This window comes from Vibrio kanaloae (assembly GCF_024347535.1).
GTDB classification, from domain to species: domain Bacteria; phylum Pseudomonadota; class Gammaproteobacteria; order Enterobacterales; family Vibrionaceae; genus Vibrio; species Vibrio kanaloae.
Genome location: NZ_AP025497.1, coordinates 2,263,870 through 2,278,003 on the forward strand (window position 1 = coordinate 2,263,870; position 14,134 = coordinate 2,278,003).

At 43.1% G+C, this 14,134-nt stretch carries 11 protein-coding genes; 7 read left to right on the top strand and 4 right to left on the bottom strand.

Features of this window, described 5'->3' with window-relative positions; translation table 11 throughout:
- Position 1 precedes the first annotated feature (1 nt).
- The 3 genes from nagC to asnB all read left to right on the top strand — a co-directional run bounded on the left by nagC (position 2) and on the right by asnB (position 4,789).
- Positions 2-1,216 (top strand): DNA-binding transcriptional regulator NagC, encoded by a 1,215-nt coding sequence (gene nagC / locus OCV24_RS10210; RefSeq protein ID WP_017056392.1) that lies wholly within the window; start codon positions 2-4, stop codon positions 1,214-1,216.
- An 84-nt stretch (positions 1,217-1,300) separates the two neighbouring features.
- Positions 1,301-2,887 (top strand): cation:proton antiporter family protein, encoded by a 1,587-nt coding sequence (locus tag OCV24_RS10215; RefSeq protein ID WP_017056391.1) that lies wholly within the window; start codon positions 1,301-1,303, stop codon positions 2,885-2,887.
- 231 nt (positions 2,888-3,118) lie between these two features.
- Positions 3,119-4,789: an asparagine synthase B gene (gene asnB / locus OCV24_RS10220; protein ID WP_017056390.1), complete on the top strand. Its 1,671-nt coding sequence runs from the start codon at positions 3,119-3,121 to the stop codon at positions 4,787-4,789.
- Between the two features lie 83 nt (positions 4,790-4,872).
- On the opposite strand, the gene rfaH is transcribed toward asnB, so the two are convergent.
- Positions 4,873-5,379: a transcription/translation regulatory transformer protein RfaH gene (gene rfaH, locus OCV24_RS10225; RefSeq protein ID WP_017056389.1), complete on the bottom strand. Its 507-nt coding sequence runs from the start codon at positions 5,377-5,379 to the stop codon at positions 4,873-4,875.
- Positions 5,380-5,878: 499 nt separating this feature from the next.
- Between rfaH and OCV24_RS10230 the strand changes: the two genes are divergently transcribed.
- Positions 5,879-7,276: a peptide MFS transporter gene (locus OCV24_RS10230; RefSeq protein ID WP_102506597.1), complete on the top strand. Its 1,398-nt coding sequence runs from the start codon at positions 5,879-5,881 to the stop codon at positions 7,274-7,276.
- A 101-nt stretch (positions 7,277-7,377) separates the two neighbouring features.
- Here the strand turns inward: OCV24_RS10230 and hemH are convergent, their stop codons facing one another.
- The 3 genes from hemH to htpG form a co-directional block, all read right to left on the bottom strand.
- Entirely contained in the window at positions 7,378-8,340 is a 963-nt protein-coding gene (hemH, locus tag OCV24_RS10235) for a ferrochelatase (RefSeq protein ID WP_150877770.1), read from the bottom strand.
- Between the two features lie 268 nt (positions 8,341-8,608).
- Positions 8,609-9,253, bottom strand: a complete 645-nt coding sequence (gene adk, locus OCV24_RS10240) for an adenylate kinase (RefSeq protein ID WP_046224691.1) — start codon at positions 9,251-9,253, stop codon at positions 8,609-8,611.
- 388 nt (positions 9,254-9,641) lie between these two features.
- Complete coding sequence (htpG, locus tag OCV24_RS10245) at positions 9,642-11,546, bottom strand: molecular chaperone HtpG (protein WP_150877769.1); 1,905 nt, start codon at positions 11,544-11,546, stop codon at positions 9,642-9,644.
- A gap of 270 nt (positions 11,547-11,816) precedes the next feature.
- Here htpG and OCV24_RS10250 point away from each other — a divergent pair, with 270 nt between their 5' ends.
- The 3 genes from OCV24_RS10250 to OCV24_RS10260 all read left to right on the top strand — a co-directional run bounded on the left by OCV24_RS10250 (position 11,817) and on the right by OCV24_RS10260 (position 14,116).
- On the top strand, positions 11,817-12,728 hold the full coding sequence (locus OCV24_RS10250; protein WP_077680126.1) for a transcriptional regulator: 912 nt from the start codon (positions 11,817-11,819) through the stop codon (positions 12,726-12,728).
- A 1-nt stretch (position 12,729) separates the two neighbouring features.
- Entirely contained in the window at positions 12,730-13,245 is a 516-nt protein-coding gene (locus OCV24_RS10255) for a regulatory protein ToxS (protein WP_017056383.1), read from the top strand.
- A gap of 115 nt (positions 13,246-13,360) precedes the next feature.
- Positions 13,361-14,116 carry a sulfite exporter TauE/SafE family protein gene (locus OCV24_RS10260; RefSeq protein ID WP_150877767.1) on the top strand — a complete coding sequence of 252 codons (756 nt, stop codon included), beginning with the start codon at positions 13,361-13,363 and terminating at the stop codon, positions 14,114-14,116.
- Positions 14,117-14,134 lie beyond the last annotated feature (18 nt).

Genomic DNA, 14,134 nt, shown 5'->3' on the forward strand with positions numbered 1-14,134 from the left:
TATGAATGGCGGACAAATAGGTAACGTAGACTTAGTTAAACAACTAAACAGTGCAGCGGTATATCGACTAATAGACCAACAAGGGCCTATCAGTCGTATACAAGTGGCAGATGTAAGCCAACTCGCACCGGCAAGTGTTACAAAAATTACCCGCCAACTTTTAGAACGCGGCCTAATTAAAGAGGTAGCGCAACAAGCGTCTACTGGCGGTAGGCGCGCTATTTCTCTAACTACAGAAGTAGAACCTTTTCATTCCATTGCTGTACGCTTAGGGCGAGACTACATTCAAGTGAGCCTTCATGATCTAGGTGGTCGTGAATTGGCTTTTCAGCAGCAAGACCTTGATTATTCAGATCAATCAGACCTGACCCAAGGTTTGCTCAATAATTTGAAGACTTTCATTGCAGAACATCAACCAAAGATCGACCAACTGATTGCCATTGGTATCACTCTTCCTGGCTTGGTGAACCCTACGACAGGCGTCGTTGAGTATATGCCAAACACGGATATCGATAACCTAGCATTGAGCGACATTATTCGCGACACATTCCATGTGGCTTGCTTTGTTGGCAATGACGTTAGAGGGATGGCGCTTGCCGAACACTATTTCGGTGCAAGTAAAGACAGCCAAGATTCGATCTTAGTGAGCGTTCACCGTGGTACTGGAGCTGGCATTATCGTTAATGGCCAAGTCTTCCTTGGCCACAATCGTAACGTTGGGGAAATTGGCCATATCCAAATTGATCCCCTAGGTGAACAGTGTCAGTGTGGTAATTTCGGTTGTCTTGAAACAGTAGCTGCGAACCCTGCGATTATTGAACGAGTACAGAAACTGATTAAGCAAGGCTATAAGTCTTCTTTAACAGAACTTGAACATATTACTATTCAAGATGTTTGTGACCATGCTATCAACGGTGACGAACTGGCCAAGCAGAGCTTAGTTCGCGTAGGGAACCAATTAGGTAAGGCTATCGCAATGACGATTAACTTATTTAACCCTCAAAAAGTGATCATTGCCGGTGACATTACGAAGGCACAAGAGGTTGTTTTCCCTGCAATTAAGCGCAATGTAGAGAATCAGTCTTTAACGACTTTCCATAGCGGCTTACCTATTGTAGCATCGCAGATCGACAAACATCCTACGATGGGAGCTTTTGCCATGATTAAGCGCGCTATGCTCAACGGCGTGTTACTTCAAAAGCTACTCGAAGACTAAAGAAAACCATTCTGATTTTCCGCGGGCCGTGTTTGTATGAACACGGCCCGTTTTTTTTAAGCTAGGGAACTAAAACAACAAGTTATGGAACTTATATTAATATCCACTGCGTTTATCGCAGGATTTATTGCTTTAAAGTGTCACCTTCCCCCGTTAGTTGGCTTTCTGGTCGCAGGTTTTGGGCTCTATGCTCTAGGCTTTCAAACCAATGACACCATCATTACCTTAGCGGACCTCGGTGTCACGCTACTCCTGTTTACTATTGGCTTAAAGCTCGACATCAAAACCTTACTCTCTAAGGAAATCTGGGCAGGGGCAACAATCCACAATCTTTTATCGACTCTGTTTTTTGCGGCCGCCCTATTTGGTTTTAAGCTCTTAGGTATTTCATCGCTAGCTGCCATGTCGATGGAACAAATCGTTTTACTTGGCTTTGCCCTCTCTTTCTCTAGTACCGTATTCGCAGTTAAGTCCCTGCAAGAGAAAGGAGAAATGAATGCGACCTACGGAACATTAGCGATAGGTATTCTGGTAATGCAGGATATTTTTGCCGTGGTCTTTTTGACAGCATCTACAGGAAAAATTCCAGAGTGGTATGCCATCGCATTATTCGCTCTTCCGTTCTTACGCCCCCTTTTCTACAAAGTACTTGATTGGGTTGGGCACGGTGAAATGTTAGTTCTGTTCGGCATTTTCTTTGCGTTAGTGATAGGCGCCGGCCTGTTCGAGCTTGTTGGCATGAAACCAGATCTAGGTGCCCTTATCCTAGGTATGTTACTAGCAGGCCACCCTAAAGCCTCAGAGCTATCAAAATCACTGTTTAACCTTAAAGAGCTTTTCCTTATTTGCTTCTTCTTGAACATTGGCTTATCCGAGCAACCAACCATTCAAGGATTTATGCTCGCTGTCCTATTCTTATTGTTGCTACCAGTCAAAGGTTTACTTTATTTCTTAGTACTCAACCGCTTTAAGTTCCGTGTTCGAACATCACTCCTCGCTTCTCTATCACTGTTTAACTACAGTGAGTTTGGCCTCATAGTCGGTGGCCTCGCTTTTAAAATGGGTTGGATGTCTGGTGACATCTTAGTGGCTGTGGCTATTGCCGTATCACTTTCGTTCTTAATCGCCGCTCCTCTAAATAGAGCTGGTCACAAACTTTATCAACAATCCAGAAAGTGGCTAAAAGAGCACGCCGCAGAGAAACTTCACCAACGAGACCAACTTATCGACCCTGGTCGTGCTCAAGTGCTTATCCTTGGCATGGGACGAATTGGTACCGGTGCCTACGACGAGCTACGTTCACGCTACGGCAAAGTCAGCTTAGGTGTGGAGGTGCGTGAAGATGCTGCGCACAACCACAGAAGCCACGGAAGAAACGTAATTTCTGGCGACGCAACTGACCCAGACTTTTGGGAACGAATTTTAGATACAGCCAATGTAAAACTGGTGATATTAGCGATGCCTCATCACCAAGGTAATCAAACCGCTATAGAACAATTGAAGTCGCGTAATTTTAAAGGTCAAATTGCAGCGATTGCCGAATATCCGGATCAACTCGAAACATTAAAAGAAAATGGCGTCGATGCGGCATTCAACATTTACAGTGAAGCGGGTAGTGGCTTTGCTCGGCATGTATGTGAACAATTAAACCCAAACATCAATAAAATCTAGTCTAAAACCTCTCTCCAAACCTCTCAAAATTGCGAACTTGTGCACTTTTGAGAGGCTTTCGTATAAAAAACCAACTGCAATTAGATAGGAAACACAAAAACAACACTATTATTAGATTATTTCTAATGTACGAGCCTTTATATTATTTTTTTACTCACATCTGGTTGCTTTTTTTAGCCAAAATGGCAAATTGAATACAGTTGATTTAGAAATTATTTAAAAGGAAGTTCTATGTGTTCAGTATTTGGCATTCTCGACATTAAAAGTGATGCCGCAGCACTTCGCCCTATTGCTTTAGAAATGTCTAAAAAGCTTCGTCACCGCGGCCCTGATTGGTCTGGCATCTATGCTGGTGAGAAAGCCATCCTCGCTCACGAGCGTTTAGCTATCGTTGGCCTTAACAGTGGTGCCCAGCCGCTATACAGCCAAGACAAAAAGCACATTCTTGCAGTAAACGGTGAAATCTATAACCACAAAGAACTTCGCGCACGCTATGAAGACAAGTACCAGTTTCAGACGGATTCTGACTGTGAAGTGATTCTTGCCCTATACCAAGAAATGGGCGCAGAGCTATTAGAAGAACTTAACGGTATTTTTGCGTTCGTATTGTATGACGAAGACAAAGACGAGTACCTAGTGGGTCGTGACCACATCGGAATCATCCCGCTTTATCAAGGCTATGATGAGCACGGTAACTACTACGTCGCTTCTGAAATGAAAGCGCTAGTACCTGTATGTAAGACGATCAGTGAGTTCCCCCCTGGTAGCTTCTACTCTTCAAAAGATGCAGAGCCTCAACGCTACTACATTCGCGATTGGAACGAATATGCTGCCGTTCAAGGTAACAGCACAAGCAAAGAAGAACTGACTGAGGCATTAGAAGCTGCTGTTAAGCGTCAACTAATGACTGATGTTCCCTACGGTGTACTTCTATCTGGTGGTCTTGATTCATCAATCACTTCAGCAGTCGCTAAACGTTTTGCTGCCATGCGTATCGAGGATGATGAGCAATCTGAAGCTTGGTGGCCACAGCTGCACTCATTCGCAGTTGGCCTAGAAGGCGCACCAGATCTTATCGCTGCTCGTGAAGTTGCGGACAAAATCGGGACTGTACACCATGAGATGACTTACACCATTCAGGAAGGCTTAGATGCCATCCGTGATGTTATCTATCACATCGAAACTTATGATGTAACGACGATTCGTGCATCAACGCCAATGTACTTGCTTGCTCGCAAGATAAAAGCAATGGGCATCAAAATGGTACTGTCTGGTGAAGGTGCTGATGAGATCTTTGGTGGTTATCTGTACTTCCATAAAGCGCCAAACGCGAAAGAATTCCACGAAGAAACCGTTCGTAAACTGCTTGCTCTAAGCATGTTCGATTGTGCTCGTGCAAACAAATCGCTAGCGGCATGGGGTGTTGAAGGCCGAGTACCATTCTTGGATAAAGAGTTCATCGATGTCGCAATGCGTCTGAACCCTGAAGATAAGATGTGTGGTAACGGTAAGATGGAAAAACACATCCTACGTGAGTGTTTCGAGGACTACCTTCCAGACTCAATCGCTTGGCGTCAAAAAGAACAGTTTTCTGATGGTGTAGGCTACGATTGGATTGATACGTTGAAAGCAACAGCTGAAGCGAAAGTCACGGATCAACAAATGGAAGCTGCTAAGTTTCGCTTCCCTTACAACACGCCAACAACTAAAGAAGGTTACGCTTACCGCGAAATCTTTGAAGAGTTATTCCCTCTAGATTCAGCGGCAGAATGTGTACCCGGCGGCCCTTCAGTCGCTTGTTCATCAGCGAAAGCGATTGAGTGGGATGAGTCATTCAAAAACTGTGTCGACCCATCAGGCCGTGCAGTTCAAACCGTTCACAACGATGCTTACAACGCTTAACGTGTTTTGAACAATCCCTAAAGACTAAAAAAGGCGCATAATGCGCCTTTTTCGTTTTAAGCCTGTTTTTTGTATTGCTGCACTTATGCGTGAGCTTGTAGTGCTTCGTTCTCAATACTGATTGGAACCACTTGGCTGATCATTTTTACCAGCATAATAGAGCGAGCTTCACCGTCTTTCTGATCGAAAATAGCTTCAACCCCAGCAAACTGGCCACTCTGAATCTTAACTACCTGCCCAGATTCAAACTCAACACAACAGTCTTCCACTTCGTTACTGCAGCACTTCTCAAACTCTTTGAGCTCAAACACCAAGTCTCCTTGGACCTCATGTGGCCTTGCACCAAACTTAATAAAGTCCACAACACCACGGGTTGAACGAACGGTTGTGAAGCTAGGACCTTGCTCATAGTCGAAGCGGACAAATATATAAGAAGGGAATAACGGTTCTTTGACCCGTTTTTCTTTTCCTCGAACTGACTTTTCAACTTCGATTTGGGGATAAAAGCACTCTACCCCCTGATTTTCCAAGTGCTGCTGTGCGCGTTTTTGATCACCACGCTTACAGTAGACTAAATACCAACGTTTCATTTTTACTAGCCATTTATTTTATTTTGGGACATCTTACCACAGCATAAAACGGTTTAATTAGGCGTAATAATATGAACCGTTATCAACAGAGTAATCTTCCGAATAGAGCTATTTACCAAGAAAATAGCCTTCAAAAATGCAATTAGATATTGTACAGCGATAAGATTTACATACAAATAAGGAATATAGAAGGTATTGGCATATAAAAAACCTATTAGATCGCATTTTCATTTTCGACCAACCCATACACCGTACTAATACATAAGTAAAACACCATTCGATAGGCACTAAAGAAGGCGCATTAATCATCCAGTTCAAATCTGGAAAATTAGTTTTCATCGCCTCCTTTCAGAACAAAACTCAATAAAAAACCATTAATATCAGCACCTTACATAGATACACTTTAAAAACTACAAAAAACATCTATTGCAGTTTTTTATTCCACTCTGTATACATAAGTTACTATAAAATCTTTTAATACCTGAAGTTAGTAAAACTTATGCCAAGCAATCACAATATCTTTGGCCATCCTAGAGGCCTATTCCTACTTTTTAGCACAGAATTATGGGAACGTTTTTCCTATTACGCAATGCGTGCAATTCTGGTTTTATTTTTAACCGACACCACTATTAACGGTGGGCTCAGTTGGTCAACGAAAGACGCACTTGATCTCTACGGTATTTATACTGGCTTAGTCTACATTACACCCTTAATCGGTGGCTGGATTGCAGATAATTACTTAGGACAACGTAAATCGATCCTGATTGGCGGTTTATTAATGGCGCTAGGCCAATTTACACTTGCTCTACCCAATGGCTTTATTGGCTTAGACCAAGTAAATGCTCTTTACCTCGGTTTAGCTCTGCTTATCAGTGGTAACGGTATGTTTAAACCAAACATCTCGACCATGGTTGGTGACTTGTACCGAGAAGGCGACAACCGACGTGATGGTGCTTTCACTATTTTCTATATGGGCATCAACTTAGGCGCACTGCTTGGTGGATTAATTTCGGGTGTTGCAGTCGACTCTTTCGGCTGGAAAGCCGGCTTCCTAGCCGCTGGCATTGGTATGATTATTAGTTTGATCATGCAAGTGACTATGGCTCAATCATGGTTAGGTAACATAGGTTCAGTGCCTGCTGCAGCTCGAGCAAAAGCCTTAAACAAATCTAAAGAAAAAGATCCACTAACCAAAGAAGAATTTGACAGACTAAAAGTGATTTTAATTATGGGTCTGTTCGTGATCGTTTTCTGGGCTGGCTTTGAACAAGCAGGTGGTCTGATGAACATCTACACGCAACAATATACTGACCGTATGATTGGTGGTTTTGAAGTACCTGCCGCGTGGTTCCAGTCCCTAAACCCATTCTTCATCATTACTCTTGCGCCATTCATTGCCGCATTTTGGGTTAAGCTTGGTAAGCGTGAACCAAACTCCCCGGTGAAGTTTGCTATGGCTTTGTTCTTCTTAGCTTTGGGTTTCGTGTGCATGATGGGCGCGGTAATGGAACAAGGTGGTGACCTAGCAGTGAAAACATCAATGTTATGGTTGGTGGGTGCTTTCTTCTTCCATACCCTTGGTGAACTTTGTCTATCGCCCATTGGCCTGTCGTTGGTCACTAAGCTAGCCCCGCTTCGTTTAGCCTCTCTGATGATGGGCGCTTGGTTTGGCTTCAACGCGGTGGCAAACTACGTAGCAGGTCTGGTTGGTTCTCATGTAGGCGAGTTTGGTGCTATGGCAATCTTCAGTGGTATAGCGATTACCGCAACGGCTAGTGGCATATTATTGCTGCTTTGTGCTGGTAAACTTGTGTCATGGATGCATGGCGTAGAAACCAACATGACGCTTGACACAGAATCAAAAGCAGATCAGTCAGCAGAAACATCTGTCGCTTAATATCTAATATCTAATATCTAAAATGACTTCAGAACATTAATTAAAAAGGGCTGCTCAATCAATGAGCAGCCCTTTTGTAATGTATAGAGCCTACATATCAATTAACGGTGAAGAGCCACTAGCTCTGCCATCATATCGATGTGCGAACCTCTGTCGTTAAGGCACATAATATAACTAAAGTCCGCGCCACCAGCTTCAATGAAGGTATCTTTACACTGATCAGAAATTTCTTCCAATGTTTCCAAGCAGTCTACTGAGAACGCCGGTGCCATAATATCGATACTCTTAATGCCCTTACTTGGTAGTAACTCAAGCGTTTCATCTGTGTAAGGCTTCAACCACTCTTCTCGACCAAATCGCGACTGATATGTCATGGTGATATCTTCCTCAGATAAGCCTAACTCTTCAGCAAGCAGTTTTGTTGTCGCCTCACAATGTTGAGGATAGATGTCACCTTCATCAGCTAAGCGCTTAGGAATACCATGGAACGAACAAACCAAGTGATCGGCTCTGCCATTTTTCTCCCAATGACTGCGAACGCTTTCAGCCAGTGCTTTGGCATAACTAGGGTGCGCGTAGTAATCACGAATAAAGCGATAGCTTGGAATTACTGGCATCTGCTTAAACGCTTTGGTTAAACCATCAGAAACAGCCGCTGTGGTTGTTCCAGAGTACTGAGGATATAAAGGCAGTACGATGATATCTTCAACGCCCTGCTCCATCAGCTGCTCAACACCCGACTTTAGGCTTGGGTTGCCATAGGTCATACCCAGTGCAACCGGCATCTTTAGTTTTTTCTGGAGTTTTTTAGCTTGTCTTTGGGAGTACACAAGCAGTGGTGAGCCTTCATCCATCCAGACCGACTGATATAGCTTAGCCACTTTCGGCGCTCTAATCGGTAAAATCACCCCGTGCAAAATAGGACACCAGAGCCAACGCGTTAGGTTAACCACTCGCTTGTCATGTAAGAACTCACTCAAAAATCGACGAACGCCAGCTGGGGTCGCCGAATCTGGAGTCCCTAAGTTCACCAGTAACACGCCCTGCTTTTTATTATTTTCCATAGATACCTGAGACTCATATGTAATTTTCTGGAAAGTAATATACTAATCTACATAAGTTCAAGATCATTGAGCATACCAAATGTTTGAATAATCATTCTGAACGTGAGGTACCTCAAACTCTAAACTGCTATCCATCATCAGGGCTAAAAACCTTAAATCAGCGCAATCAAACTTATCGAGATTGGTATCGTACTAAAATTTGGAACAAAAAAAGCGACCCATAAGGTCGCTTCTAATATATCAAATTCTAAAACTGGCTGTTAGCCAATTATGCTAGTGCTTTCTCAAGTTCTGCACTAACTTCAGCAACTTGCTTAGTACCGTCGAATTTAAGGTACTTAGTGTTGCCGACTTCCGCTTCTTTACCGTAGTAAGAAATAAGCGGCGCTGTTTGATCGTGGTATACACCTAGACGTGCACGAACTGTTTCTTCTTTGTCGTCATCACGTACCACTAGCTCTTCGCCAGTTACGTCATCTTTGCCCTCTTCTTTAGGCGGGTTGTACACAGTGTGATATGTACGACCTGAAGAAAGGTGAGCACGACGACCAGCCATACGCTCAACAATCACATCGTCAGCTACGTCAAATTCAACAACGTAATCAACAGCAATACCCATTTCTTTTAGGCCATCAGCTTGTGGGATTGTGCGTGGAAAGCCGTCTAGTAGAAAACCTTTTTCGCAGTCATCTTGAGCGATACGCTCTTTGATAAGACCAAGGATAATTTCATCAGAAACTAGCTGACCAGCGTCGATTACTGATTTTGCTTGCTTACCAAGCTCAGTACCCGCTTTGATAGCAGCACGTAGCATGTCACCAGTTGAAATTTGAGGGATACCAAATTTGTTCATGATGAAGTTAGCTTGAGTACCTTTACCCGCGCCAGGAGCACCTAGAAGAATGATGCGCATGTTTAATCCTCTTATAAAATTATGATTTATACCGAAGCTCACTATCCTACCTTCCTAGTTCATTTTTAAGATAAACAGAAAGCGTTAGATAACAGTAGAGGTTAAGCAAAACTGTAAACAGAAGCAAAACGGTAAGTTTCGGTATAACGTTTAAAAATCATACAGCTGGAGACGATGCTTTCTCTCTCTCAGCTGATTAGGTCGAGCATTCTATCACATTAATATTCAATTTGGCTGAATTTACGACTAAAGAATGCATTGGTAGCATTTATTGCCACGATAACGGTGACGTTGACCACGTTTAATGAGTTTTCAAAGACGTTCATAAAAAAAGCCCGCATTTGCGAGCTTTTTAATACAATTATTGGCTTAGCCCAAAGTCGAAAGACTAACGTTTTGTTAGTAGCTCGTTGATTGCACCCAAGAATTGTGACGGATCTTCCATTGAGCCTTTTTCAGCCAGCATAGCCTGGCCAAGTAACAGCTCAACCCAACGGCCGAACGCATGCTCGTCCGCTTCGTCTGCCATCTGTTTAACTAGAGCGTGCTCAGGGTTAATCTCAAAGATGTACTTAACTTCAGGTGCAGCTTGACCCGCAGCTTCGAGAAGCTTAGCCATTTGCGTACCCATTTCGAAATCATCAGTCACAACCACTGCTGGCGTTGTTGCTAGCTTGAAAGTAGTACGAACCTCTTTAACACGATTACCTAGGTAAGCTTGAGTGCGTTCGACAACAGATTTGAACTCTTCTTCGGTCTCTTTTTGCTTCTCTTTCTCTCCTTCGCCTTCAAACTTGCTTAGATCTAAGCCCGCTTTAGTGATCGATTGGAACTGCTTACCGTCAAAATCAGTTAGGTAGTTCATTACATACTCATCAATGCGATCGTACATTAGAACGACTTCAATACCTTTTGCTTTGAACTGCTCCAAGTGTGGGCTGTTCTTAGCGGCAGCGTAACTATCTGCTGTTAGGTAATAGATCTTGTCTTGGCCTTCTTTCATACGCTCAACGTAAGACGCTAGGCTGATAGTTTGTTCAGCAGAATCCACTTCCGTTGACGAGAAACGAAGTAGACCAGCGATCTTCTCTTTGTTCGCCATGTCTTCAGCTGGGCCTTCTTTCATTACTAGGCCAAACTCTTTCCAAAACTCTAGGTACTTGTCGTTGTCATTCTTCGCCATGCGCTCAAGCATCGTTAGAACACGTTTAGTACATGCACCACGTAGAGATTGAGTTACCTTGTTATCTTGCAGGATTTCACGAGACACGTTGAGAGGTAGATCATTTGAGTCAATCAAGCCTCGAACGAAACGCATGTAAGATGGCATGAACTGCTCAGCATCATCCATAATGAATACACGCTGCACGTAAAGCTTTAAACCGCTCTTATGGTCACGGTTCATCATGTCCCAAGGTGCTTTGGCTGGGATGTAAAGCAGACTTGTGTAGTCGTTCTTACCTTCAACCTTGTTGTGGCTCCACGTTAGTGGGTCAGCAAAGTCATGAGATACGTGCTTGTAAAACTCTTGGTACTCTTCTTTGTCGATATCAGATTTGTTACGAGTCCAAAGCGCTTGCGCCTTGTTGATCTGTTCCCAGTGTTTCTCTTCGGTGTCTTTACCTTCGTCATCTTTAACAGCAGTTAAGATAGAAACTGGGATACCGATGTGATCAGAGTATTTACCAATCACTTCACGCAGACGCCATTCATTAAGGAACTCTTTCCCGTCTTCACGCATATGAAGAATAATATCAGTACCACGAGACTCTTTGGTGATGTCTTCAATGGTGTAATCGCCTTCTCCCGCAGAGTGCCATTGAACGGCTTCATTGCTCGCTAAACCTGCCGCACGAGTGCGAACGGTTACTGCGTCTGCCACGATGAATGCAGAATAAAAACCAACACCAAATTGACCAATCAGTTGAGAGTCTTTACTTTGGTCTTCAGACAATTTTGAGAAAAAGTCCGCAGTGCCTGATTTAGCGATCGTACCTAAATGTTCAATAACGTTGTCGCGGCTCATGCCGATACCATTGTCTGAAATCGTTAGGGTGTTTGCTTCAGCATTGAATGAAAGTTTTACACCTAAATCTGCATCACCTTGGTAAAGGTCACCATTTGATAAGGCTTGAAAACGAAGCTTATCAGCCGCGTCAGATGCGTTAGAGATAAGCTCACGTAGGAAGATTTCTTTATTTGAATACAGTGAGTGAATCATTAGATGAAGTAGTTGTTTCACTTCAGATTGAAAGCCACGAGTCTCTTTATTTTGCGTTGCTGTTTCGCTCATTTTTACTCCAAAACATCTATACTTTATGTTGAATAATTTTAAGGGCGTAACACTTTATGTCACTCTTGTGTTCATTAACATGAGGATGACAAATGTAAATTCAAGGTCAAAAACCATAAAAACACTGTTTTTTTGATCTGTTTTTATTATCCTTGAGTGTTATAAATATAAAAGAACATAAAAGAAGCCATGATTTGGTGAAGAATTGACTGAACTTCACCTAATGTTTGTCTATTTCTCACCCAAAACCACCCAAAATAGAAGAATTCAATGAGCAATATCGGCACAAAGCTTATTCTCGCACAGCGGTTTGTATTTGATCCAAACAGCAATTCACTTGTTGATCAACTAAGCGATGGCGAAGTCGTACGTCTTGGTAGTAATGAAAGCCGCATTCTCCTAATGCTGTCAGAAAGGCCCAATGAAGTTATCACTCGCAATGAATTGCATGAATATGTTTGGCGAGATCAAGGCTTTGAGGTCGATGACTCAAGCTTAACTCAAGCAGTATCGACGCTAAGAAAGATGCTGAAAGATTCGACCAAATCTCCAGAATTTGTAAAGACGGTCCCAAAGCGCGGATATCAATTTATTGCGACCGTTGAACGTTCAGCACCAATGTCATCAAATGATCAGCCAGTATCCGCTGAAATTACCGAAGATGACGTAGAACCTAGCTTAACGTTCGCTAACACGACAATGACGGAAGAAGTCATTGCTGAAACGGCTGAACCAGAACCAGTAACAAAGGTTCAAGAAACCGATGTAGAAGCTGAGCCAACACGAGCTCCTAATGTAACTCCGACTAAAAGCACAAATAAGTGGTTAACGTTTTGGTTGCTACTTGTTGCTTTCATTATGCCGGTTCTGGTTTTAACATTGACTAACCCGGCAGAATCCGAGTTCAAAACATTAGCTGAAGTGGATGGCGTGAAAGTGCAGTCACCAATCAACCACCCAGATCTAACCAGTTGGCTACCCGCAATTAAAAAGTGTGTCTTGTACTACAACAAAAATCACGCAGGTATATTGAAGCCAACGGAAGTGATTGCAACAGGTGGGCAAACCAATAATCTTGCTCTTAACTATATCCACCCACAAGAATATTCGAGCGAGAATATAACCCTTAAAATTTACGCCAACCAGTCGGATTTAAACGACATTTGTAAAGGTGATCAGTAACATGAAATTAAAAGTTTCCATTATTCTACTGGTTATTTCCGCGTTTTTAAGTGGTTGGTTGTATTGGGGTAATGATGCAAAAATAGAACACCTGTTAACTCAACACGAGTGGCAAGCAAAAATGGTGACTCTGATTAGCGACAACAAGCAAGCCGACTCTATCGGCCCACTTCGTAAAGTAGAACTGTCATCGAATGCGAAATATTTACCAAACGGTACCTACTTAAGAATGTCAATAGTCAGGCTTTACAGCACCCAAACTGCGCCAGCGAATGTGATCAACATATCCGAAACTGGCCAGTGGGACATCAACGATAATTACTTACTCATCTCTCCGACTGAGTTTAAAGATGTCACGTCGGCTCAACGTCAGGATTTCTCTAAAGATCAATTAGACCTCATAACTCAGGTGATCAAGATGGATGCTGAACAAAGCCGTCGAATTGATATCATTAATCCGAAAGCGCTGTTACTGACTAGCTTAAATCACGGTTCTACCGTATTGTTTTCAAACTAATAATGGGGCGCTATTTACTGTATATGAATAGCTGAATACCATTAAGCGGTAGACCAATAGAAAAAGGGGCATGATGCCCCTTTTTTGTTCGCTGTTTTGACAAATACGAGACTCTATGGACTGGATTAACTCACTTGCCCTCTTCTTTGGTTCATTAATCGCCAATACCCTCGCCTCCTTATCAGGTGGCGGTGCCGGGCTGCTTCAATTCCCATTGCTTATCTTTCTTGGCCTACCCTTTTCGGTCGCCTTAGCGACTCACAAAGTCGCGAGTGTCGCGTTAGGTTTGGGGGCTGCCTATAGCCATATTAAAGGCGGAACGCTAAGCTGGAAAATTTGTTGTTACCTGATAGCTGTGGGTAGTATCGGTGTGGTAAGTGGGGCTAATATCGTGCTCCTGATTCCCGACGACATTGCACAGAAAGTGCTTGGGGCGATGATCTTAGCACTTGGCGTTTACTCCCGACTAAAGAAGCAGTTGGGACAAGATGAACAACTCAAAAACCGAGACGCCAAAGGTTACATCATAGGTGGTATTGGGCTTGCGCTAATTGGTATCATCAACGGCTCACTTACTGCCGGTTCAGGGCTGTTGGTGACCTTATTTCTGGTTCGCTGGTTTGGTTTTACTTATAAGCAGGCCGTGGCACTAACTATGATATGCGTTGGTTTGTTCTGGAATGGCATTGGTGGTATCGCAATCGTACAGGCTGGTGCGCCGATATACTGGTTGTGGCTACCGATACTTCTACTTAGCTCATTTATAGGCGGGAGCCTAGGTGCATTTCTAGCCAACCGTTCAAGTAATCAGACGGTCAAAACGGCCTTTGAAATATTGACGTTTGCCGTTGGCGTCAAACTATTGATATAGAAAATTAAAAGGATTAAC

What these genes read in the sequence shown, in the direction of transcription:
- nagC (WP_017056392.1), top strand. Translation starts at nt 2, where the DNA reads ATGAATGGCGGACAAATAGGTAACGTAGACTTAGTTAAACAACTAAAC.
- OCV24_RS10215 (WP_017056391.1), top strand. Translation starts at nt 1,301, where the DNA reads ATGGAACTTATATTAATATCCACTGCGTTTATCGCAGGATTTATTGCT.
- asnB (WP_017056390.1), top strand. Translation starts at nt 3,119, where the DNA reads ATGTGTTCAGTATTTGGCATTCTCGACATTAAAAGTGATGCCGCAGCA.
- rfaH (WP_017056389.1), bottom strand. Translation starts at nt 5,379, where the DNA reads ATGAAACGTTGGTATTTAGTCTACTGTAAGCGTGGTGATCAAAAACGC.
- OCV24_RS10230 (WP_102506597.1), top strand. Translation starts at nt 5,879, where the DNA reads ATGCCAAGCAATCACAATATCTTTGGCCATCCTAGAGGCCTATTCCTA.
- hemH (WP_150877770.1), bottom strand. Translation starts at nt 8,340, where the DNA reads ATGGAAAATAATAAAAAGCAGGGCGTGTTACTGGTGAACTTAGGGACT.
- adk (WP_046224691.1), bottom strand. Translation starts at nt 9,253, where the DNA reads ATGCGCATCATTCTTCTAGGTGCTCCTGGCGCGGGTAAAGGTACTCAA.
- htpG (WP_150877769.1), bottom strand. Translation starts at nt 11,546, where the DNA reads ATGAGCGAAACAGCAACGCAAAATAAAGAGACTCGTGGCTTTCAATCT.
- OCV24_RS10250 (WP_077680126.1), top strand. Translation starts at nt 11,817, where the DNA reads ATGAGCAATATCGGCACAAAGCTTATTCTCGCACAGCGGTTTGTATTT.
- OCV24_RS10255 (WP_017056383.1), top strand. Translation starts at nt 12,730, where the DNA reads ATGAAATTAAAAGTTTCCATTATTCTACTGGTTATTTCCGCGTTTTTA.
- OCV24_RS10260 (WP_150877767.1), top strand. Translation starts at nt 13,361, where the DNA reads ATGGACTGGATTAACTCACTTGCCCTCTTCTTTGGTTCATTAATCGCC.